The organism is Acinetobacter sp. YH12144 (assembly GCF_013418345.1).
GTDB lineage: Bacteria > Pseudomonadota > Gammaproteobacteria > Pseudomonadales > Moraxellaceae > Acinetobacter > Acinetobacter amyesii.
In genome coordinates, this window is record NZ_VPCD01000008.1 from 74851 (window position 1) to 96032 (window position 21182).

The 21182-nt window shown below is 40.5% G+C and carries 22 protein-coding genes; 12 read left to right on the top strand and 10 right to left on the bottom strand.

Annotated elements, in window-relative coordinates:
• Nucleotides 1-29: 29 nt before the first annotated feature.
• The 3 genes from trmB to FTU79_RS06855 form a co-directional block, all read right to left on the bottom strand.
• The gene (trmB, locus tag FTU79_RS06845) at nt 30-746 is read right to left on the bottom strand and encodes a tRNA (guanosine(46)-N7)-methyltransferase TrmB (RefSeq protein WP_078188891.1); all 717 of its coding nucleotides are present in this window, start codon (nt 744-746) and stop codon (nt 30-32) included.
• A 175-nt stretch (nt 747-921) separates the two neighbouring features.
• A complete protein-coding gene (locus FTU79_RS06850) occupies nt 922-2862 on the bottom strand; it encodes a sensor histidine kinase (protein ID WP_257224265.1) in 1941 nt (646 codons plus the stop codon).
• A gap of 289 nt (nt 2863-3151) precedes the next feature.
• Entirely contained in the window at nt 3152-4594 is a 1443-nt protein-coding gene (locus FTU79_RS06855) for a SulP family inorganic anion transporter (protein WP_180049384.1), read from the bottom strand.
• Nucleotides 4595-4809: 215 nt separating this feature from the next.
• On the opposite strand from FTU79_RS06855, the gene FTU79_RS06860 reads away from it, so the two are divergent.
• Entirely contained in the window at nt 4810-5421 is a 612-nt protein-coding gene (locus FTU79_RS06860) for a glutathione binding-like protein (protein ID WP_180003023.1), read from the top strand.
• A 393-nt stretch (nt 5422-5814) separates the two neighbouring features.
• Here the strand turns inward: FTU79_RS06860 and FTU79_RS06865 are convergent, their stop codons facing one another.
• The 6 genes from FTU79_RS06865 to FTU79_RS06890 form a co-directional block, all read right to left on the bottom strand.
• On the bottom strand, nt 5815-6501 hold the full coding sequence (locus FTU79_RS06865) for a hypothetical protein (RefSeq protein WP_180049386.1): 687 nt from the start codon (nt 6499-6501) through the stop codon (nt 5815-5817).
• 67 nt (nt 6502-6568) lie between these two features.
• Complete coding sequence (locus FTU79_RS06870) at nt 6569-7354, bottom strand: thiazole synthase (protein WP_078188883.1); 786 nt, start codon at nt 7352-7354, stop codon at nt 6569-6571.
• Nucleotides 7355-7366: 12 nt separating this feature from the next.
• Nucleotides 7367-7564: a sulfur carrier protein ThiS gene (thiS, locus tag FTU79_RS06875; RefSeq protein ID WP_180007313.1), complete on the bottom strand. Its 198-nt coding sequence runs from the start codon at nt 7562-7564 to the stop codon at nt 7367-7369.
• A 57-nt stretch (nt 7565-7621) separates the two neighbouring features.
• Complete coding sequence (locus FTU79_RS06880) at nt 7622-7987, bottom strand: DUF423 domain-containing protein (protein ID WP_078188880.1); 366 nt, start codon at nt 7985-7987, stop codon at nt 7622-7624.
• A gap of 171 nt (nt 7988-8158) precedes the next feature.
• Complete coding sequence (rpoH, locus tag FTU79_RS06885; RefSeq protein ID WP_078188879.1) at nt 8159-9028, bottom strand: RNA polymerase sigma factor RpoH; 870 nt, start codon at nt 9026-9028, stop codon at nt 8159-8161.
• Nucleotides 9029-9171: 143 nt separating this feature from the next.
• Complete coding sequence (locus FTU79_RS06890) at nt 9172-9366, bottom strand: sulfurtransferase TusA family protein (protein WP_078189214.1); 195 nt, start codon at nt 9364-9366, stop codon at nt 9172-9174.
• A 415-nt stretch (nt 9367-9781) separates the two neighbouring features.
• Between FTU79_RS06890 and FTU79_RS06895 the strand changes: the two genes are divergently transcribed.
• Together FTU79_RS06895 and rhlB are read left to right on the top strand one after the other, a co-directional pair.
• Nucleotides 9782-9994: a cold-shock protein gene (locus FTU79_RS06895; RefSeq protein ID WP_005014923.1), complete on the top strand. Its 213-nt coding sequence runs from the start codon at nt 9782-9784 to the stop codon at nt 9992-9994.
• Between the two features lie 99 nt (nt 9995-10093).
• Complete coding sequence (gene rhlB / locus FTU79_RS06900; protein ID WP_180003018.1) at nt 10094-11245, top strand: ATP-dependent RNA helicase RhlB; 1152 nt, start codon at nt 10094-10096, stop codon at nt 11243-11245.
• 128 nt (nt 11246-11373) lie between these two features.
• Here rhlB and FTU79_RS06905 read toward each other — a convergent pair whose 3' ends face one another.
• Entirely contained in the window at nt 11374-11763 is a 390-nt protein-coding gene (locus tag FTU79_RS06905; RefSeq protein ID WP_180049388.1) for a hypothetical protein, read from the bottom strand.
• A 211-nt stretch (nt 11764-11974) separates the two neighbouring features.
• Here FTU79_RS06905 and FTU79_RS06910 point away from each other — a divergent pair, with 211 nt between their 5' ends.
• The 9 genes from FTU79_RS06910 (at nt 11975) to FTU79_RS06950 (ending at nt 21109) form a co-directional block, all read left to right on the top strand.
• Nucleotides 11975-12565, top strand: a complete 591-nt coding sequence (locus FTU79_RS06910; RefSeq protein ID WP_171525909.1) for a nitroreductase family protein — start codon at nt 11975-11977, stop codon at nt 12563-12565.
• 60 nt (nt 12566-12625) lie between these two features.
• Nucleotides 12626-13699 (top strand): NAD(P)H-dependent glycerol-3-phosphate dehydrogenase, encoded by a 1074-nt coding sequence (locus tag FTU79_RS06915; protein ID WP_180007311.1) that lies wholly within the window; start codon nt 12626-12628, stop codon nt 13697-13699.
• Between the two features lie 79 nt (nt 13700-13778).
• Complete coding sequence (locus tag FTU79_RS06920) at nt 13779-14234, top strand: histidine phosphatase family protein (protein ID WP_078193626.1); 456 nt, start codon at nt 13779-13781, stop codon at nt 14232-14234.
• Between the two features lie 27 nt (nt 14235-14261).
• A complete protein-coding gene (gene gspL, locus FTU79_RS06925) occupies nt 14262-15401 on the top strand; it encodes a type II secretion system protein GspL (protein ID WP_180049390.1) in 1140 nt (379 codons plus the stop codon).
• The gene (gene gspM, locus FTU79_RS06930) at nt 15401-15880 is read left to right on the top strand and encodes a type II secretion system protein GspM (protein ID WP_078188869.1); all 480 of its coding nucleotides are present in this window, start codon (nt 15401-15403) and stop codon (nt 15878-15880) included. The genes gspL and gspM overlap by 1 nt, the downstream gene beginning before the upstream one ends.
• Before the next feature lie 90 nt (nt 15881-15970).
• Complete coding sequence (locus tag FTU79_RS06935; RefSeq protein WP_180003012.1) at nt 15971-16972, top strand: quinone-dependent dihydroorotate dehydrogenase; 1002 nt, start codon at nt 15971-15973, stop codon at nt 16970-16972.
• A 5-nt stretch (nt 16973-16977) separates the two neighbouring features.
• The gene (locus tag FTU79_RS06940; protein WP_078188866.1) at nt 16978-17565 is read left to right on the top strand and encodes a CvpA family protein; all 588 of its coding nucleotides are present in this window, start codon (nt 16978-16980) and stop codon (nt 17563-17565) included.
• Nucleotides 17566-17589: 24 nt separating this feature from the next.
• Entirely contained in the window at nt 17590-19128 is a 1539-nt protein-coding gene (gene purF, locus FTU79_RS06945; protein WP_078193623.1) for an amidophosphoribosyltransferase, read from the top strand.
• A 91-nt stretch (nt 19129-19219) separates the two neighbouring features.
• A complete protein-coding gene (locus FTU79_RS06950) occupies nt 19220-21109 on the top strand; it encodes a M48 family metalloprotease (protein WP_171263783.1) in 1890 nt (629 codons plus the stop codon).
• Nucleotides 21110-21182: the final 73 nt, after the last annotated feature.

Here is a 21182-nt window from a genome sequence, read left to right on the forward strand (position 1 = left end):
TAACGGTGGTTTTTTGCTTTATTCCAAAGTTAGTTTACTTTTTTGAAGATGAAGTCATTAATTTTATGGCCTGCTTCAATTCCGCGACGTTCAAACTTAGTTTGCGGACGCCAGTCTGGACGAGGGTAGCTATTGCCTTTACCTGCAAGGTTTTCAAGACGTGGACGTTCTTCAAGAACTTCGATCATCCATTCAGCATACGGTTCCCAGTCAGTCGCTGAGTGGAATGTGCCGCCGATTTCTAATTTTTCTTCAACCAATGGCATACGGTCATGAGATACAAAACGACGTTTGAAATGACGTTTCTTCTGCCATGGATCTGGGAAGTATAATTGCACAGTGTTAATACTGTTGTCTGGCATTTCACGTAGCACTTGGATGGCATCAGCATCCAATACTCGAAGGTTAGTTAAACCTGCAAGACCTGCTTCATAAACACATTGAGCGATACCCGGAACATGCACTTCAATGCCGACAAAGTTTCGCTCTGGGTTTGCTTTTGCCATTAGCACCAAAGAGCGACCCATACCAAAACCGATCTCTACAGTTAATGGGCGTTCAGGGTGTTCAAAATGCTGACGCAAATCACCAACGGGGTATTCCAAAATTAGATGACCATATTGTTCCAGCGCAGTACGTTGCGAAGTATTAAGTGGCGCAGAGCGGCGCATAAACGTCACGATTTCACGGTGTTCGTTTAGGTTATCCAGATCTACAGCGTGCTGGTCTAATTGATCGTTCGACATAACTTTGGCAAATGTAAAAAATTCGAATGCGGTATTTTAAGTCCTGAGATGCACAAGTCAAATTTTTTACCGTGAATATATCCTCTTTTTGCTCAATCTCACCGACGGAAGCCGTGCCGAGGATTTGCCATGTACAGTGAATTACTCAGCTCAAAAGCGATGAAATAACATTAAGCTAGGCGATTTTATCGCCAATATCTTCACGATCAGCACCATCAAGCTTAAACGGCAAAATGGCCTCAAGCACGGTACAACCCGGCTGTGACTGTATTTTAAATTCGCCACCGATACGATGGATTCGCGTTTGCATACTGTGTAGGCCGACATGTAGTCCTTGTTCAACTTCGTCAGGGTTAAAGCCGATACCGTTATCTTCAATACGTAAGATCAGTTGAGTCTCTGTTTCGCACAAACTGAATTGAACTTTGCTTGCCTGACTGTGCTTTAAAATATTGGTTAGGGTTTCTTCAGCGACACGAGTCAAATTGAGACATTGGGTCGCAGAGGGCGAGTGAATCCATTCGGTAGCAAATTTCCAGCTTGAGCTCATGTCTAATTCTTCAAAGAGCTGTACAAAGCGATGGCGAATCGGCGCCGCCCATTCGATCGGGGTGTCTGGGACTTTCGTCCCTATACTTGAACCCGAATCGATAACTTGTCTTAAATCATTTCGGAACAATTTAAGCATCGACATGATTTGTGGTTTTTCAATTTTATCATTTTGTTCTAACAGTAAAATTGAACGGACAATTGATCCGCCTAAACCATCATGTAAGTCATGAGATAAATGAATTCGTTCTTGAAGTCGTGCATTTTCAAGCGCGAGTTGATGTTGTTGACCGAGTGAAGTAGCGAGTTTCAGTTCAGCTCGTTGAACATTTTCAGTTAAGGTCTTATTAAAACGCTCAATTTGACGCGTGTGTCGAGCTAAACGTAGAGCCAGTACGCCGCCCAAGATGAGGGTTGTCACTGGCCCGGTATAGGGCGAGAGCGCATGACCTTCCATGGTCATCATAAAGTGAGCATCATGTACCGCAATCGGTAAATAAATCAGATACAGCGTTGCAAGCAAATAGGTTTCAGCCATTTTGGCTTTATAGGCTAAATAGGGGTAGCTAATACATTTGGCCACAAAGACAAAAACAAAGAAGCTAAAACAAATTTGGATGACGGTCTTTAAATAAGCCTCTGGCGCAAAACCTATACAGAGAGCGGCGATGGTGGCAAGACTTAATAATAGTTTCTGAATTTTTGGAAATGGGTGGTTTGCAAAATACCATGCACCAATACAGCCAAAAACCGTATAAAAGCAGAAAATGATATTTTGCATACGGTCGATCTGTACGGTGGTTAGAAATGCAATTGGCCCATTAAAAATAATACACAGGCTATAAAACACCCAACACATACCAGTGATGGTTAACCATAAGTAAGCTCTTTCATTACGATTGGCGAGCCATGCTAAAAAAAAGAACACAGCCACGACGAAATTAATCATCGTATTGAGTTCGACTAATTGTCGTTGTTCGAGTAACCAAATTTTAAAGGTGTCATAGACTTGCGGGTATTCCCCAATTTGAACTGAACTGAGTCCTGATTTTTGGGTCACCGAACCATACACTTGCACCCAAATGGTATTTACACCTTGCTTTAAACTCGAGCTAGGCAAGTTCAATAGTCTAGGTTGATGTTGGCTTCGCGAAAAATGTTCTGCTGAAATGTAATCTTGCCAAAGTAGGGCATCGTTGATGTACACCCGTCCACTTTGGGTGATGCCTTGTATGGCGATAGCAATGGGTTGATTTAACTGATGGAGGTCACAGTTTAACTTAAATTGGATTTTGTACCAAGCGATACCATGATAATCCGGCCAACGTTTATTCCAAGTGTCTGGAAGCTTTTGCAGATTTTGCCAACCTGTACGTGGGCGCTCTTGCTCGACAGCACTTTTAGCTGTGGCAATATGGGTGATTTCAACAGGACAATGACTACTTGTGATCTGTGGCGTGGGATTGGCAAAAGTGGGTAAAGCGATACAACATAGCAGGCAAAATAGACTCGCTAAAATCAGCAGCCGATTTGCTTGAATGCAGTGTCGTGACCAAAACCATACCATCAAAATTCCCCCAATTTTGTGTATCCACAATTTAAAAAAATAAATAGAAAGTCAGATCAAATCTTTGTTTTATTTTTGATAGTTATAATTTTATGAGATGAATTATACAGTTAAATCGAATGAATGGTGAATTTTTCTCTTTTTTATAGGCTTAGTATTTTATGTAATGTCATTACAAATGAGACTTTGATTATTGAAACCCCTTGCTATATTCATCCTGCATAGGGTTTCAATAGGTCACATTTTATTGAAAATTGATTTGATTCAAAGTGAATATTTCAAAAATCCATTAGTCACTGACACGGTCAAGTAAAGTGCTACTTGCTTCATTTAAGCCAAAAACCTCTACTTGAATCTGTTTTGACTCAAATTTTTGCACGACATTTTTTAAAATATTGACGGAAGTAATATCCCAAATATGTGCATGACTCAGATCAATTCGCACATGACTAACCCTCTCCTGAAAATCAAAAAATTGATAAAAACTCTCAGAGCTACTAAAGAAAATTTGTCCATAGACTGTGTAGCTACGAATATTGTCTTTAAGTTCTGATGTGACTTTTACCGAACTTTCCAGTTGATTGATAATAAACAACGCAGAGAGGAGCACACCAACCAATACGCCAAGCGCCAAATTATGTGTTGCAAGCACCACGATCACCACAGTAATCATCACGACATTAAAAGACATTGGATGCTTTGAAAATTGCTTGACTGAATTCCATTGGAACGTAGTGAATGACACCATGACCATAATTGCGACTAAGGCCGCCATTGGGACATAGGCCAACCAGTCTTTTAAGAACACCACCAAACACAACAAAAATATACCTGCAACCAAAGTGGAAAGGCGAGTTCGCGCGCCAGAATTAACATTAATAATCGACTGCCCAATCATGGCACATCCAGCCATGCCGCCCATAAAGCCACTGACAATATTGGCAATCCCTTGACCACGACATTCCTGATGACGATCTCCTTCAGTTCCAGTGACTTCATTGATCACTGTCGTGGTCATCATGGTTTCTAATAGGCCAACTGTTGCAAGGGTGATGGAATAGGGGAAAATAATCGTGAGGGTTTCAAGATTAAAAGGAATGTCAGGAATCAAGAAAATAGGTAAAGTCTCTGGGAACTTACCCAAATCACTCACAGTACGCAGGTCTGCACCTAAAAATAATGCCAAACCACTGAGGACAATAATGCAAATCAGTGGTGATGGAATGGCCTTGCCAATTTCCGGTAGGTGAGGAAACAGATAAATAATCGCAAGCCCTAAAAGCATAAAGATATAGCCCAAACTATCCATCTTTGACATTTCAGGTAGCTGTGCGACAAAAATCAAAATCGCGAGTGCATTTAAAAAACCATACACTACTGACTGCGAGACGAAGCGCATAAGTTTTGCCACTTTAAAATAACCAGCAATGATTTGTATGACACCAGTTAAAACCGTGGCAGCCAAAAGGTATTGCAAACCATGATCTTTGACCAATGTGATCATAAGTAAGGCCATCGCACCCGTAGCAGCTGAAATCATTGCTGTACGACCACCAAATAAGGCAATGGTCACGGCGATACAAAACGAAGCGTACAAACCAACCTGAGGGTCAACCCCAGCAATAGCTGAAAAGGCGATCGATTCTGGAATTAGCGCCAGTCCAACTACTAAGCCAGCGAGCACATCGGTACGAATATTGGAAAACCATTGTTCTTTTTTAAGTTGTAACACGGTAACTTTTCATCAAATCTTAAACGCGGCTATGTTAAAACAACTGAGTATAAAAATGCATAACAGATTGACTTGAAATCTTCTTGATTATGGACAATAGTCAATGAGTATATGTGTTTCAGCATTTACGCTTTTTTGCAATTTACAGGTTTGATCACTTGAAAGTTTGACAGAAGAGATTTAAAACATTGAATAGTACATAACAAGGATCAGATATGAAGCTTTATTATTCTCCAGGTGCATGTTCATTAGCATCACATATAATTTTAAATGAAATTAATGTCGATTTTGATTTGGTCCGTGTTGACCTAAAAAACCATAAAACAGAAAAAGGGGTGGATTATTACGAGATCAACCCAAAAGGTTATGTACCTGCATTAGAAATTAACCCAGGTTTGATCCTGACCGAGAACGTGGCCATTTTACCGTTTCTTGCACAGCATGATCCAAAACAAGATTTAATTCCGCCATCAGGTTTAGGTCGTGCCAAAGTTTTAGAATGGCTTGGCTATTTGAACTCAGAATTACATGATGCTTATGCCGTATTCTTTGGTGCTCCACTAGATTCAGACGCTAAAGAAAAAGCTTATGCAGAAATTGATCGTTTATTGACATACATCGATAAAGCGATTGGTGAATCGGATAACGACTATTTAGTTGATGATAACTTTGGCCCTGCAGATGCCTATCTCTTTGTACTGACAAATTGGTCAAATGGCATCGGACATGATTTAACGCCATATAAAAATATCATTGCATTACGCAACAAAGTTGCAGAACGCCAATCAGTTCAAATTGCGATGCGTGATGAAGGATTGATTCCTTAAAAGATGTTTCGCCCGTAAAAGTAATTCGCATTTTTTAAATGATTTTTAAGCCGATTCGACGGAGTCTTACATTTAGCGTTTGAATAAAGGGTTTAGCCTTCGGCTGGAGGTACTTTTGTTTAGGCAAAAGTACCCAAAACCATTGTCATCCGCAAAACTCGTTCACTACCGTCTAATTTTTCAAAGTATCGCAAAAACATTTTTATTAGAAGTAGCTCTGTCTCAAACAATTACGGATGACGATACCGCGTATCATTCTTTTATTTGAATCAAATTACGTTTCTGATTTTACTGCGTAACATCAGTTCTTTAAATTCAGTTTTGAAATTGAATAAACAAACCGCCGAAATTGGCGGTTTGTTTATTGCTAGATTGGCATTGCTCAGGTTCAACTTAGTACTCGAACTGTGTATAGAAATCATCAAAGTTAATATTTTTAAGCGTCAGTTGCTGTGGTGTTTTGAAGGTTGACCATTTGATTTGAGTTTTGGCATCTTCAAACATATTGCCGCCTACAATTTCTTTACGTTTTAAGGTCGAAAAATTATAGCTTTTCGATGTTTCTTCACCAGAAGCGCGGTGAAAGCTATTGTAATCAAAACCAATCAGATCAAAGCGTTGATTTTGCCAACGGAAGGTATAACTATGTCGGGGCCATTCCCAGCCACCACAAGCCATAAAATAACTAAAATGAACGAGTAAATTGCCTTTACTGATTTGGATGTCTTCTGCTTCAGCAAGTGGGTCAAGTAAGCATGAATTGGGCTGCTGAGCGACAGGGATGCTGTTGTTTTCAACGATACGTTGATATCCCTTTGCGGTTTTAAAAAACACGATGAGTTTTCGTGGATGGTTGTGAACGACTTTGCCATCGTCATCATAGGTCGCCACATCGACTTTTTGTTTTTCCACGATCATCGCAACATCTGGTATTTGATCTTTGTTTAGGTCGCCAGTCGTAGCCATCAAAATGTTCCAACCTTGAGGCGCAAGTGATTTGGCTGTGCTCGGCACTTGGGCAGACAGCCAACTAGATGCGGCACAAAGACTCAAAGTACACAATATATGGGATATTTTCATTGTTATCAGGTTTTCAAAAAATAAAAAAGGACTCAATGGAGTCCTCTTTTATACCGTGAATGAGTTCTTATTTAAAGAAGTATCCAGTTTCAGGTGAACTGGCATTTGCCATGCGTTTACGAGGCATACGTCCTGCTAGGAAAGCTTCACGACCGGCTTCAACAGCTTTTTTCATCGCTGAAGCCATTAGAATAGGGTTTTGAGCTGCTGCAATGGCTGTATTCATTAATACGCCATCACAGCCCAATTCCATTGCTATCGCTGCATCACTTGCAGTACCCACACCGGCATCGACCAAGACAGGCACTTTGGCATTGTCTTTAATGATTGAAATGGTATGTGGGTTGAGAATGCCTAAACCTGAGCCAATAAGACTACCTAAAGGCATAATGGCTACACAGCCCATGCTTTCCAGTTCTTGTGCCACAATCGGGTCATCTGAGGTATAAACCATGATTTCAAAGCCATCGTCAATCAACGTACGTGCAGCTTTTAAAGTCTCGGTAATATTTGGATATAGGGTTTTCTCATCCCCTAAAACCTCAAGTTTAACCAGATTGTGACCATCTAATAGTTCACGTGCCAACATGCAAGTACGGACTGCACTGTTCGCATCGAAACAACCTGCTGTATTTGGCAAAATCGTATATTTTTCAGGTGGAACTACAGAAAGCAAGTTTGGCTGGTCTGGATGTTGACCAATATTCACACGGCGAATGGCAACGGTCACAATTTCAGCACCACTGGCTTGAATGGCCTGGTCAGTTTCCGTTAAGTCCTTGTACTTACCTGTACCAACTAAAAGTCGTGAATTAAATGTACGTGAACCAATGATTAGGGGTGTATCTTCCATGGGAGCTCCATTTTAGCCGCCACCTACGGCATGAATAATTTCAATATGATCTTGCTCAGTAATTGGGGTTTGTTCCAATTTACTTTTCGAGATGATCATTTCATTTTTTTCAACAGCGAAGCGTTTGCCTTCCAATTGTAATTGTTGAACCAATTGCAAGAGGTTGACACATTCGGTTTGTGTAGCTTCGCCGTTTAAATAGATTTGCATTTGTGGATTCCGTTCTTGCTGCCTTATTTATTGAGTAAGGCCAATATCTGCTGTTGATTATTTTGCGTATTTAAACGCATTCCATGCCAATATAAGCCATCCAGCAATCATCAGCGCTCCACCAATCGGGGTAATGGCTCCGAGACCACGTGGTAAGCCTAGAGCCATCACATATAAAGAACCACAGAAGAAGAAAATGCCAATTTGTATAAGCAGGAAACTGGCTTTTATTGGAAGTTGGGGAATGACTTTGGATAAGATCGCGAGGGCAAGTAAGCCCAGTGCATGATAAAAGAAATAGTCCGTTGCAGTTTGCCACCAAGCCAATTGGGCTTCAGTCGCGCGAGCTTTTAATCCGTGTGCACCAAAGGCACCAAGCATTACAGCAAAAGCTAAGTTAAGTGCGGAAATGGCAATCCACATGTGCATTCACCTTAACAAAATTTGCGCATAACCATAGCATATTTAGTACCTTGGGTTAAAGCAAAAATGCCCAAACTTTTGTGTGTTGCAGCCGATCATCCTACTATATTTAGATATAAAAAAAGAGCATCGAAATGCTCTTTTTTAGAATAGCTATGAAAAGCCTTAAACTTAGTTTGAAGACATTGCGACTTTAATTTTTTCCATCGCATTTTTTTCCAACTGACGAATACGTTCAGCAGATACATTATATTCCGCCGCCAATTCATGCAGCGTCGACTTTTCGTCATCTAACCAGCGACGTTGTAAGATGTTACGTGAACGGTCATCCAGCTGATCCATGGCTTCATGTAAAGCTGAGGTACTTTGTTCTTCGTAATCTTCATCTTCCGCTAAACGCGCAGGGTCGTAACGGTTATCTTCGAGATAAAGGGCAGGAGCGACATGGGTCGAACCTTCATCGTCGTCATCACCTTGAGCTTCAAACGCAGCATCATAAGCGGTTAAACGGCCTTCCATTTCCAAGACTTGTTCGGGTGTTACATTCAAGTCATTGGCAATCGACTGTGCTTCAGCCAAAGTTAATTTTTTAGATGACTTTTTTAAGCTACGTAAATTAAAGAATAATTTACGCTGCGCTTTAGTGGTCGCAATTTTGACAATACGCCAGTTACGAATCACATATTCATGAATTTCTGCTTTAATCCAATGCACAGCAAAAGATACAAGACGTACGCCCATGTTTGGGTCAAAACGTTTTACCGCTTTCATTAAGCCCAAGTTACCCTCTTGAATCAGGTCACCTTGTGGCAAGCCGTAGCCTGCATAGCTACGTGCGATATGCACAACAAAACGAAGATGCGACATTACTAGCATTTTAGCTGCGTCTAAATCTTGGTCATAATAATAACGCTCGGCCAGCTCTTTTTCTTGTTCGGCCGATAAAATTGGAATCTGATTAACAGTACTAATATAAGCACCAAGATTCACCCCAGGTGCCGATAATGACAGGGGCATCAATTGATTGCTGCTGTCACTCATGTTTTCTCCTTGAGAACTAAAAATGGGTAAGCCCAATAACTAAGATTCATCTTAATCCAATATTTCCGTAAATTATGGAAAATTGGGTATAGAAATGTAAACTTTTATTCAATTATGAAGCAATTTAGTTTAACTGAATCTTTTTAAGATTCAATTAAGTAATGAAACTCAGAATCTGAAATTTTGCGCATTTCACAGTTTAACTGATGTATTTGACAGTATCGTGATACATCTTGTTGGCTGTGCGGATCGGATGACTTTAACAATAAAGATTGGTCTGGACTTTTCTTTAAAGCTTTTTTCAGCATCAATAGCGGCATCGGGCAGGGTTTACCCATGGCATCTACAATTAAAAGCGAATTTTGGCTGTCACTCACGAAGCAGATCCAACATGTTTACATTTCAATGGAAATATTAGCAAATACAGTGCCAAATCCCAACCTAAAATAGGCAAAAATCCTTTGTGATTTATAACTCAAACGATGTGAAAAAATAAGAATATTCAAAAGGAAAATAGATCAAAAAAATCTATTAATTGCGGTAAACCCGTGTTAAGCTCGTTGCGTTGTTAAGATTTTTGTTGGCTGTGAAGCCTCTTAACTCTTGATATATTTGGATGTAACCGGGATTTTGTTGATAGTTTTACAGAATGATTACAAGCTTAGAAATAAAAATATTTTTTTTAACCTTGTTTGGTCTGCTGTTTGCAACACCGGGTGGTCCTTCTTTTTTAAATACGATAAGGATTAACTTATGACAGCTCGTGAACAAGGCGTTGTTAAATGGTTCAACGACACTAAAGGCTTTGGCTTTATTCAACGTAACGGCGGCGACGACGTATTCGTTCATTTCCGCGCAATTATGGGCGAAGGCCACCGTTCACTTCGTGACGGCCAACGCGTAGAATTCAGCGTTGTTAAAGGTCAAAAAGGCTTCCAAGCTGAAGAAGTACAACCTTTAGACTAATCGTCTGAATGTACTCAAAAACGCTCCAATGTAAATTGGGGCGTTTTTTGTTTATAATGCTTCAGCAATTTTGTGATTATTCAATTAGGGCACATCTATATGTCATCAGGTTTTGAAACCTTAAATTTACATCCGAACCTTAAAAAAGCCATTGATGCTTTAGGTTTTAAGGATATGACGCCTATTCAGCAAAAGGTTTTAAAATTTACATTGGCTGGACATGACGCTATTGGTCGTGCTCAAACTGGTACTGGGAAGACTGCGGCTTTCTTGGTCAGTGTGATCAATGACTTGTTGAATAATCCAATTAAGGAACAGCGTTATCGTGGTGAACCGCGTGCATTGATTCTTGCACCTACGCGCGAACTTGCTTTGCAAATTGAAAGTGATGCAAAAGAATTAGTGAAATACACTGATCTCAATGTCATGACTTTGCTCGGTGGGGTAGATTTTGATAAGCAAAAAAATCTATTAAATCGTAATTTTGTCGACATTATGGTTGCAACCCCAGGTCGCTTAATTGACTTTGTGGAACAAAAAGAAGTTTGGCTCGATCAAATTGAATTTTTAGTGATCGATGAAGCTGACCGTCTTTTAGATATGGGCTTTATTCCTTCAGTGAAACGTATCGTGCGCTTTTCACCACGTAAAGAACAACGACAAACTTTGATGTTCTCTGCAACATTTAGTTATGACGTTTTAAATTTGGCACAGCAATGGTTGTTTGAACCAGTAACTGTTGAAATTGAACCTGAGAAAAAAACCAATGCAGATGTAGAGCAACGTGTCTACATGGTGGCGAAGTCTGATAAATATAAATTATTGGAAGACATCTTACGTGATGAACCAATTGAAAAGGTCATGATCTTTGCCAACCGTCGTGATCAAGTGCGTAAACTTTATGATCACCTCAAAAAAGATGGTTATAAAGTGGTGATGTTGTCAGGTGAAATCGCTCAAGATAAACGTTTGAAAATGCTTGATCAGTTCAAAAATGGTCAACATAACATCATGATTGCAACAGACGTTGCGGGTCGTGGTATCCATGTCGATGGTGTTTCTCATGTAGTGAACTTCACACTTCCTGAACAGTCTGATGATTATGTACACCGTATCGGTCGTACAGGTCGTGCGGGTACTCGTGGTGTGAGTATTAGTTTCTTGTCTGAAGATGATGCTTTTTCATTACCTGAAATTGAAAAAGCCATTGGTCAAAAATTACCTTTAACCCGTTTAGACGGTTATTGCTAATTTTTGCTTCTAAAAAAGCCTGCATATTTGCAGGCTTTTTTATTTCATATCGACTATTTCATAACAATTATTTCATGACGATAATTTCATTTTGCGTTAATGACAAAACGAAATCACAAACTAACGGTTTAGTTTGCACGGCAACTAAAGGTTAGTACAGTTTGGTAATCATCATCTTTGCTGATGCTGCCGCTATTTCCTGTAATGGTGCCAAGTACGCCAGCCGCCGCTTGAATCATTTGACCTGTCTTTTCATCGACCACGCCTTTTAAAACACCGTTGTATTCTTGCTTTTCATCCACGACGACAGGGGTCGCATTTTTACCACAGGTACTATTTGCAGCTGCAATTGCATTATTTTTTGCCGCTAAACTGGTTTTACCTACGGCAGTCACTTCATATTGATTATTTGGTTTTTGAATCGCTAAAGATTTTGTTGGCGTAGTTGTACATGCAACTAAAAGCACAGTTGCGCTTAGCGTGCTAACAATGGCAACAGTTTTGTTGAATTTTTTCATGCGGTGCCCCGAGTTAGAAATAATTTGATTTATTTGAACATAAAATTTCTTATAGAACAGGGAACTGCTGTACAAGTTATGCGGTTTTTTATAGTAAATCTGTGAATAAAGCTGACTTAACAAATAAGCACCGAGTCTGACGTAAACATTCTAGAGTAAGTTATTGAGAATATGCTAATCTTGAGCAAACGTTTTAAAGTACAGTGTATAGATGTCAATTCTAAAATCAGCAGTTGATACAGTTCATCAAAATATTCATCAGCGTCAGTCGATTGGTCATTTAATTGAACCTGCGCCGAATGCTGAGCAATTGGAAAATGCGTTTCAAGCCGCCTTAACGGCGCCAGATCATCATCGTCTTAAGCCTACGCGTTTTGTGATTATTCCTGAAACTGAACGTGAAGCATTTGGTGAGTTGCTTTCACATGCCTTAGCCGATACTGGACAAACAGAAGAAGCACAGTTGGAACGTGTGAAACACCATCCATTTCGTGCGCCACTATTGGTTTTGGCCTTAACTCAATTACAAGATCATCCCAAAGTTCCGCATTTCGAACAAATTTTAAGTTCAGGCGCAGCAGTACAAAACTTTTTGCTCTCTTTACAAGCACAGGGCTTTTCAACTATGTGGCGTAGTGGGGCGGTGGTTGAATCTAAATTGTTTAAACAAGCCTTGGGTTTAACGGAAAACGATTTGATTTCAGGCATTATTTATATCGGTACAGCTGTGAAAGCAATTCCACCTCGTGCTGAAATACAGTCTGCTGACTTTGTAAGCCATTGGCATAAAGCAAACCAATAAAAGTGAAAAATAGGTCGATTGAACAAGATCGATCAGTAAAGAAATTAGGATAAAAGAACAATGTCAGAACTTGATTTTGCAAGTCTTGTTAGCCCTGTGTCAGTAGACCAAAAAACGGCACTGCGTGTTACGGTGCTGGGTGGTGGGAGTTTTGGTACTGCGATGGCCAATACCGCAGTACGTAATGGCTGTGACACCATGATATGGATTCGTGATGAGGCGGTGGCTGCGGATATCAATGCAACACATATCAATAAACGTTACTTGCCAGATTTTCAATTAGAAGCAGGTTTGCTCGCTGTTTCAGATTTAGAACAAGCAGTATGTAATCGTGACATTATTTTGGTGGCCATTCCGAGCCATTCTTTCCGTAGTGTTTTACAGCAGATCAAGCCTTTTATCACGTCACAAGCAGTGGTGTCTTTAACCAAAGGTATTGAAGCAAATACCTTTAGCTTTATGAGCGATATTATTCGTGAAGAACTTCCTGAAGTCCCTTATGGTGTGCTTTCAGGGCCAAACTTGGCGAAGGAAATTGTTGCAGGACAACCAGCAGGAACAGTGATCGCAAGCCAATCTGAGCTGGTTCGTTATGCAGTTCAACAAGCGCTACACAGTGCGTTGTTCCGTGTATTTGCCAGTGATGATGTGCATGGCGTGGAATTGGGCGGTGCTCTGAAAAATATCTATGCAGTCGCGATGGGTCTAGCTGCGGCTTATGGTGTCGGTGAAAATACCAAGAGTATGATTTTGACACGTGCTTTGGCAGAAATGAGCCGTTTTGCAGTGAAATTAGGCGCAAACCCATTAACATTCCTAGGTTTATCTGGTGTCGGTGACTTATTTGCAACTTGTAGTAGTCCACTCAGTCGTAATTACCAAGTCGGCTTTGCACTCGGTAGTGGTAAAAGCTTAGAACAAGCCACCAAAGAACTGGGACAAACTGCGGAAGGGATTAATACCATTGTGCAAGTACGCGCACGCTCTGAGGAGTTGGGTGTATATATGCCAATTACCAGTGCCTTGTACGAAGTGATTTTTGAAGGTGCACCGGCACTGAATATTGCATTGTCACTGATGAAAAATGGCCATCGTAGTGATGTTGAATTTGTCTTGCCACATCAGCAAGTTTAAGTTTGCTGATTAATATGCAATACACATAGCTTTGTCATACTGGCTGTATATAATGTGCGGAATAGAATAAGGAAATTTTATGCAACTGACATTGGTTAGGCATGGCGAAGCTGCTCCGCCAGTAATGGGGAATGATGAAAAGCGTCCTTTAACAGCGCGCGGACAAACTCAAGCGGCAGAAACTGCAGCATATTTGAAAGATATAATTCAACCAGACGTTTTTGTGGTGAGTCCACTACTGCGTGCGCAGCAAACACTGTCATCTTTGCAAAAACATTTTCCACATGTGCCTGTGGTTATTTGTAATGCCATCAAACCGGAAGATGATGCCAAAGTTGCAGTGGAATGGTTGTCACATTTACCGTATGAGTCTATTGTGGTGGTGTGCCATATGAACGTTGTGGCACATATGGCCAGTGTTTTGGTCTCAGAATATTTTAATCCCTATGCTTTGGCAGAAGCGCGCATTTATGAACAAGCGGTCATTGCTCCAGGGTTATCGACACAAATTAAAACGTTTATACCATCAACATAAAAACCAATTAAAACGGCAGAAAAATTAATGTTGTATTTATGGATGCCCGAAGCCAATGGGGTTTGGCAATGGTCAGAAGGGGATTTCTGGAAGCAGTCATCGACACTTGAACAGTTGATTCAGGAAATTCAGCCACATGCGGGAAAGGAAGCGGTTGTTTTCTTTCCGAGTCGTGATGTACAAATCATTCAGCAAAATTTTCCAAAAAACCAATATAAAAAACTTGGCCCAGACGGCGTAAAATATTTACTTGAGGAATATGTCATTTTGCCTTTGGATGCAATGAAAGTATTGCATCATTTTCAAAGTCCAGATGAATTAACGGTCATGGGGATTGCACATAGTGCAGTCGAAACGATGCAGCATGCTTTGACGCTAATTCCTGTAAAAGTTATTTCATTATTACCAGACTTTTTGGTCTTACCAAGTCCAGAATCAGGGCAACATGTTTTGGCAAATGTCAGCGGTCATTTATTGGTCCGAAATAATGAATATGTCGGTCAGTCTGTTGATGATTTGGCATTGTATTTAGATTATCAAATTGGTCAGCCGAACTATAAGATTTCAAATCTAAGTTCAGATCAGACGCATAGTCTTGAAGCCGCTGTAACGCATGATCACATTGAATCTTTTCATTATGAACTACCCAATATAAAAAAACCGAAACAACATCCACTCAATGTTTTGCCGAAAGCCAAAGCCAATAGTGGTGTGGGTGGCTATTGGAAAGCATGTGCAGCAGTTTTGGTCGCGGCTTTAATTACACAGTTTAGCTATGATGCAGTTCGTTGGTATCAATACAAAAAAGTGGCCAATATCACTGCGGCACAAGCGATTGATCAGTTTAAATATTGGTTTGGGCAAAGCTATCCTGTCACTGAACAAACGCTGAAAAGCCAGTTCGAGTCACAATTGCGTCAGAGTCAAACAGGCAATGCGCAGGCGCTGTCCTTACTGAGCCGTGTTGGTCCTGTTCTAATGCAAAACCAAATTTCTGCAAATCGTGTGAGCTATGAAGCCTCGATGATAAATATGGAGCTAAAAGCCAATTCGGCAGAAGTACTGCAAACCCTAACCAATCAATTAAAACAACAAGGTTTTAAAGTCGAATTAGGGAATATTCAACCAAGTGCCAACGGCGCGATTGGATTGGTGAAAATACAATAATGACAAAAATGGAAAACCTACAGCAACGTATAGATGGGCAAATTGAGCGCATCACTGATTATTTAGACCAACTGTCTACTCGTGAACGAGTTATGGTGATCTTTACCACGATTTTTGTTGTAGTGGCAGCGATTGGTTCGGCACTGTTTTATATGAACAAAGCTGCAAATTTTCAACAAAAGCGCGTGAATGAACTCAAAGATACTGTTGTTTGGATGCAAAGTAATGCCGTCACGATGAAACCAGCAGGTGATACACAACTGAGCGCGTTGGAAAAAGTTCAGCGTGTATCGCAACAACAGGGTTTATCCGTGGCATCTCAACAAGTCGGTGAGCAAATACAGATTGCAGTGATGCATGAAAATTATGCAATTCTGGCCAATTTTTTGACTCAATTGGTTCAAATGGGCTTAAGTATTGAAAAGATGGAATTAAGTTCTGAAGCGGGACAGGTCAAATTAACAGCGAGTGTACAATAATCGGTAAAAATAAAGATCTGCTAAGCATGGTGTTTTATTTGTGCTATGCCTATAATATGCCGACTTAAAAAGCAGTAGACTTTTATAGATATGTTGTATTCTCTAGCCCGCCCTTTGTTGTTTACTTTAGCACCAGAGCGTGCACATGAGCTGACATTATCGCTGTTGAAATCTTCTCACAAGATGGGAATGATGCGTCAAAACGTGGCGTCTAAACCAGTGACATGTATGGGAATCGAATTTCCGAATCCAGTTGGTTTAGCAGCCGGTCTTGATAAAAACGGTGCTTATATCGATGCGCTGGCGAGCCAGGGCTTCGGCTTTATTGAAATTGGTACAATTACACCACTTCCACAATCAGGTAACCCTGAACCGCGTTTATTTCGTTTACCGAAAGCAAAAGCCATTATTAACCGTATGGGCTTTAATAATGATGGCGTGGATCAGCTGATCGAAAATGTCAAAGCTGCAAAATTTAAGGGTGTACTTGGGATCAATATCGGTAAAAATGCAGTCACACCTGTTGAAAAAGCAGTTGACGATTATCTGATTTGTCTAGAAAAAGTTTATAACTACGCTTCTTATATTACGGTTAATATTTCATCTCCTAACACAAAAAATCTTCGCAGCTTACAAAGCGGTGATGCTTTGACTGAACTGTTAGAGACACTCAAGAAACGTCAACTCGAGTTGGCGGATGAAAATCAACATTATGTACCCTTAGTACTTAAAGTTGCACCAGATCTAGAACCAGAAGACATTAATTTTATTGCCCAACAATTGTTAAAATTTAAAATTGATGGTCTGATTGTTACCAATACGACTTTGTCACGTGAAGGTGTTGAAGGCCTTCCATATGGTGATGAAGCAGGTGGTCTATCCGGTGCGCCAGTCTTTGAAAAAAGTACGGCATGTTTGGCGGCTTTTGCTAAAGTATTAAACGGTCAAATTCCATTGATCGGTGTAGGTGGTATTTTGTCGGGCGCGGATGCTGTTGCGAAACAAAAAGCAGGAGCAAGCCTTGTACAAGTGTATAGTGGCCTCATATATACAGGTCCGACACTTGTAAAAGACTGCGTAGACGCATTGTAAATATCATGAATACCATTGATATCTTTATACTGATTATTTTGCTCATTGGAGGGCTTAACGGTTTGCGTCAAGGATTTGTAAAAGCCTTTGCGAACTTCATTGGATGGATTCTTGCACTTGTCATTGCGGCAAAGTATGCAACCGTCCTTGCACCTTCGATGACATCTTTAAGTACAGATCCAGTGGTACAAAAGATTGCCGCGTTCGCATTTATTGTATTGTTGATTGTAGTCATGACTTGGGTCGCTACATGGTTATTGAACAGTATTTTGAAAACATTAAAGCTTGGTCCGTTAAATCGACTGGCAGGTGGTGTTTTTGGAAGCTTAAAAGGATTGTTGGTGGTGCTGATCACTATGCAGGGGCTAGGTCCTTGGGTAGAAAGTTCACCACATTGGAAACAATCTAAAATGGTTCAGTCATTATTGCCATATGCGCCTTGGGCAACCGAATTGTCCAAAGATGCTGCAAATCAAGCACTTCATCATATTCAGTCTGAAGATGCTCAGAAATCTTCAGACCTCCCATCTGAGTCGCAGAACAAGCACGGACGTTCTGGATCGGGTGAGTCAACAAATAATCCTTTTTATTAACCCTAGCTTGTCTGCGAGGTTGCTATGTGTGGAGTAGTTGGTATAGCTGGTAAATCACCTGTTAACCAAATGTTGTTTGATGCGTTAACGATGTTACAACATCGTGGACAGGATGCAGCCGGGATCGTAACTTGTCAGGATGGTCGTTTATTCCTGCGTAAAGATACGGGTATGGTACGTGATGTGTTCCACACACGTCATATGCGTGCATTACAGGGTAATTATGGTATTGGCCATGTTCGTTACCCAACTGCTGGTTCTTCAAGCAGTGCTGAAGCTCAGCCATTCTATGTAAACTCACCTTATGGCATTACGCTTGCACATAATGGTAACTTAACTAATGCTGCTGAAATTCATGATGACTTGTTCAAGACTGACTTACGTCATATGAACACCGATTCAGACTCAGAAGTATTATTAAACGTATTTGCTCACGAATTGCAAAAACGCGCAAAACTTACACCAAGTGCTGAAGATGTATTCCACGTGGTATCACGTGTGCATGAACGTTGCAAAGGTGGTTATGCGGTTGTTGCTATGATCACCGGTCAGGGCCTTGTAGGTTTCCGTGATCCAAATGGTATTCGTCCATTGATCTACGGTTCGCGTGAAACTGAAAATGGTATGGAATATATCATTGCGTCTGAATCTGTCGCAATTACCGCGCTCGGCTTTAAGGTTGAACGTGATATTGCACCGGGTGAAGCAATTTATATTACTGCTGATGGCGTGATGTCGACCAAGCAGTGTGCAGTAGCCCCTGAATATCGTCCTTGTATCTTTGAATACGTATATTTTGCGCGTCCAGATGCGACTATTGATGGTATTTCAGTTTACAAAGCACGTTTGAAAATGGGCGAAAAACTTGCTCAGAAAATTCTACGTGAATGGGGTGATGAGCACGATATCGATGTCGTGATCCCAATTCCTGATACTTCACGTACTTCGGCGCTAGAACTTGCAAATACCTTAGGTGTGAAATTCCGTGAAGGCTTCATGAAGAACCGTTATATCGGTCGTACCTTCATTATGCCGGGTCAGCAACTTCGTAAGAAATCTGTGCGTCAAAAGCTTAACCCTGTAGAGCTAGAGTTCCAAGGCAAAAACGTACTTTTGGTCGATGACTCGATTGTACGTGGTACGACTTGTAATGAAATCATTCAAATGGCACGTGATGCGGGTGCGAAAAAAGTATTCTTTGCATCTGCTGCACCGATGGTGAAATATCCAAACGTGTATGGTATCGATATGCCAGCCAAATCTGAACTGATTGCGTCAGAACGTAGCGTTGAAGAAATTCGTGAAATTATTGGTGCTGATCGCTTGATTTTCCAAGACTTGGAAGATCTGAAATCTGCAGTACGCACCAAGAAAGTCCCTGAGTTACAAGACTTTGATTGCTCGGTATTTGATGGTAAATATGTGGCAGGCGGTATTGATGCTGAATATTTGGCAGCTTTAGAGCGTAAGCGTAATGACTCTGCAAAAAATGAAAAGCCAGCTTATATCGATGTTAACATTGATGCAGCTTCTGTGGATTTAACAGGTGTTCGCGAAGAATAATCTGCTGAAAACACACTGAAAAAGCGGGAATTTCCCGCTTTTTTCATTTATGATGAGCAAACAAAAGACAATGTAGCTTAAGGGTATTACATTGAGACGTGTGGGTTATGATTTTATAAAAAACAAAAATATGTTTTGGCCTGTCACCATGTGTATGGCGGCAGTGTTTTTGACCGTCGCAATTATTAATGTAATTGTCGGTTTAATTGTGGATTATTGTGATTCCACTCAGTCTATCTATTGGCATGTCCTTAGCCCATTTTTAGTGGCTGCTGTACTGCTGATTATGTTGGTTTCAGTTCTCTATGATTTTTACACCTTTCGTTTAGGTGGTTATTCACTTGCCAAACAATTAGGTGCGCGTCGTCTCAGTCTGATAGAAAGTATTCCTGAAGAAAGTGTTGCACTGCGTATGACTGAGCAGCTGGCAGATACTTTTTTAATCGATACTCCTGCACTTTATGTCCTACCTGATGAAGTGGGTGTGAATGCGCTCACCGCTGGTTTTAGCCCTCGAGATACATCGATCATTTTAACCTGGGGTGCCTTACAAACCCTAGATGAGATGGAAATGTATGGTTTGCTGAGCCATGAATTTAATAAGATCTTGTCGGGGGAAGCTGCTGAAAATACCCGTTTGAAAATCTTATATAGCGGTTTGACGACCTTTAGTCAGTGGGGCAGTAAAATTGCAAAACGTGGTTTCTATAAAAATGGACAAGCACGGGACAATAAGTTTGAAACGCTCTTTGTAGCGATTGGCGCAGTTATTTGGTTGATCGGTAGTTTAGGTGTTTTGATTTCCCGCTTTATTAAATATATCTCTTTGGGTTCTCGAACCTATCGTAATGACCAGAAAACTAAACGTCTGATTCAAAATGATGCCAATATTCAAACCTTATTAAGGATTTATGTGCATCATTCAGGTTCGCAAATTCATAGTGAATATGCGGAATCGATTTCTCATATGTGTTTTGCAAACTCACTCAGTCCGCAAAACTGGATGAATATTCACCCAAGTATTGAACAGCGTATTTTTGAATTAAATCCGGCGCTCATTCATGACCTGCAACTAGAAAATTTAAAAAAACTGCGAAACCAGCCGCTATTTTATTTATTCCGTTCACTAGAAGAAGCTAGTCCAGATGTTGCAACACCATGGAACTCGCCACAACCATTACCTTTACTGCGCTTGTCACCGATTAGTTTTGCGATACGAGATGCAATTAAACCGTTGAACCCCGAGATTCGTGAAAATTGGCAGCGGCCTGAATTGATCCAACGTGCCTTGCAAACAGCAACGGGTTCGCGTGAGGTGATGGTTGCTATTTTAATGATTCGTCAGTATCGAGAGTTTATTCCGACTGAAGCTGAAGTGAGTCGTGCGATTGTAGATGCATTATTGAATCTTGATGGTCGTGTGCATATCTCAATTTTTCATGAGGCATGTAAAAATATTGGCACCATGCCTGCGACAATTTCTCGGCAGTTCTTAACCAAGCTGGCCAAGATTATTCAAGAAGATGGTGAAATTGGATTACTCGACGCCTTACTACTTGAAACAGTGAAATATGAGTTGAATCTGTTGCCTGCACATACACCTACGTCTTTAGAAGATGTAAAACCGAGTATTGTGCGTTTGATTGATGCCTTGTTGCATGTGCAACAAATTAACAGTGACAACCAACTCGAAGTGCGTGAAAAAATCCTCAATCGAATCTTAACGAAAGAAGAACTTGAGTTCTATCGCGATATATCTGATGAGCCAATTGATTTGGCTGAAATCCTAAATGATATTTCTGGGCTGCTGCTGCGTGAGCGGTTAAGCATTCTTGGGGTTGCTGAAATATGTTTATGGAATGATCGAATTATCACGCAAGATGAGTTGGATGTTTTGCAACTATTATATTGGCGTATTGGATTTGAATCAGCTGAGATAGTTGAACTAATGCAAAAGAAAAATAGTTTGATGATCGTATAATTATTTATAGCGGCTTGATTTATGAATAAATTGTTTAATTTTAAGTCAAAATTAGTCTGAGCAATTCTAAAGA

Bases quoted from the DNA above. Each gene is read 5' to 3' on its own strand.
- trmB (WP_078188891.1), bottom strand. From the start codon at position 746: ATGTCGAACGATCAATTAGACCAGCACGCTGTAGATCTGGATAACCTA.
- FTU79_RS06850 (WP_257224265.1), bottom strand. From the start codon at position 2,862: ATGGTATGGTTTTGGTCACGACACTGCATTCAAGCAAATCGGCTGCTG.
- FTU79_RS06860 (WP_180003023.1), top strand. From the start codon at position 4,810: ATGAAGCTTTATTATTCTCCAGGTGCATGTTCATTAGCATCACATATA.
- FTU79_RS06865 (WP_180049386.1), bottom strand. From the start codon at position 6,501: ATGAAAATATCCCATATATTGTGTACTTTGAGTCTTTGTGCCGCATCT.
- FTU79_RS06870 (WP_078188883.1), bottom strand. From the start codon at position 7,354: ATGGAAGATACACCCCTAATCATTGGTTCACGTACATTTAATTCACGA.
- thiS (WP_180007313.1), bottom strand. From the start codon at position 7,564: ATGCAAATCTATTTAAACGGCGAAGCTACACAAACCGAATGTGTCAAC.
- FTU79_RS06880 (WP_078188880.1), bottom strand. From the start codon at position 7,987: ATGTGGATTGCCATTTCCGCACTTAACTTAGCTTTTGCTGTAATGCTT.
- rpoH (WP_078188879.1), bottom strand. From the start codon at position 9,028: ATGAGTGACAGCAGCAATCAATTGATGCCCCTGTCATTATCGGCACCT.
- FTU79_RS06890 (WP_078189214.1), bottom strand. From the start codon at position 9,366: ATGGGTAAACCCTGCCCGATGCCGCTATTGATGCTGAAAAAAGCTTTA.
- FTU79_RS06895 (WP_005014923.1), top strand. From the start codon at position 9,782: ATGACAGCTCGTGAACAAGGCGTTGTTAAATGGTTCAACGACACTAAA.
- rhlB (WP_180003018.1), top strand. From the start codon at position 10,094: ATGTCATCAGGTTTTGAAACCTTAAATTTACATCCGAACCTTAAAAAA.
- FTU79_RS06905 (WP_180049388.1), bottom strand. From the start codon at position 11,763: ATGAAAAAATTCAACAAAACTGTTGCCATTGTTAGCACGCTAAGCGCA.
- FTU79_RS06910 (WP_171525909.1), top strand. From the start codon at position 11,975: ATGTCAATTCTAAAATCAGCAGTTGATACAGTTCATCAAAATATTCAT.
- FTU79_RS06915 (WP_180007311.1), top strand. From the start codon at position 12,626: ATGTCAGAACTTGATTTTGCAAGTCTTGTTAGCCCTGTGTCAGTAGAC.
- FTU79_RS06920 (WP_078193626.1), top strand. From the start codon at position 13,779: ATGCAACTGACATTGGTTAGGCATGGCGAAGCTGCTCCGCCAGTAATG.
- gspL (WP_180049390.1), top strand. From the start codon at position 14,262: ATGTTGTATTTATGGATGCCCGAAGCCAATGGGGTTTGGCAATGGTCA.
- gspM (WP_078188869.1), top strand. From the start codon at position 15,401: ATGACAAAAATGGAAAACCTACAGCAACGTATAGATGGGCAAATTGAG.
- FTU79_RS06935 (WP_180003012.1), top strand. From the start codon at position 15,971: ATGTTGTATTCTCTAGCCCGCCCTTTGTTGTTTACTTTAGCACCAGAG.
- FTU79_RS06940 (WP_078188866.1), top strand. From the start codon at position 16,978: ATGAATACCATTGATATCTTTATACTGATTATTTTGCTCATTGGAGGG.
- purF (WP_078193623.1), top strand. From the start codon at position 17,590: ATGTGTGGAGTAGTTGGTATAGCTGGTAAATCACCTGTTAACCAAATG.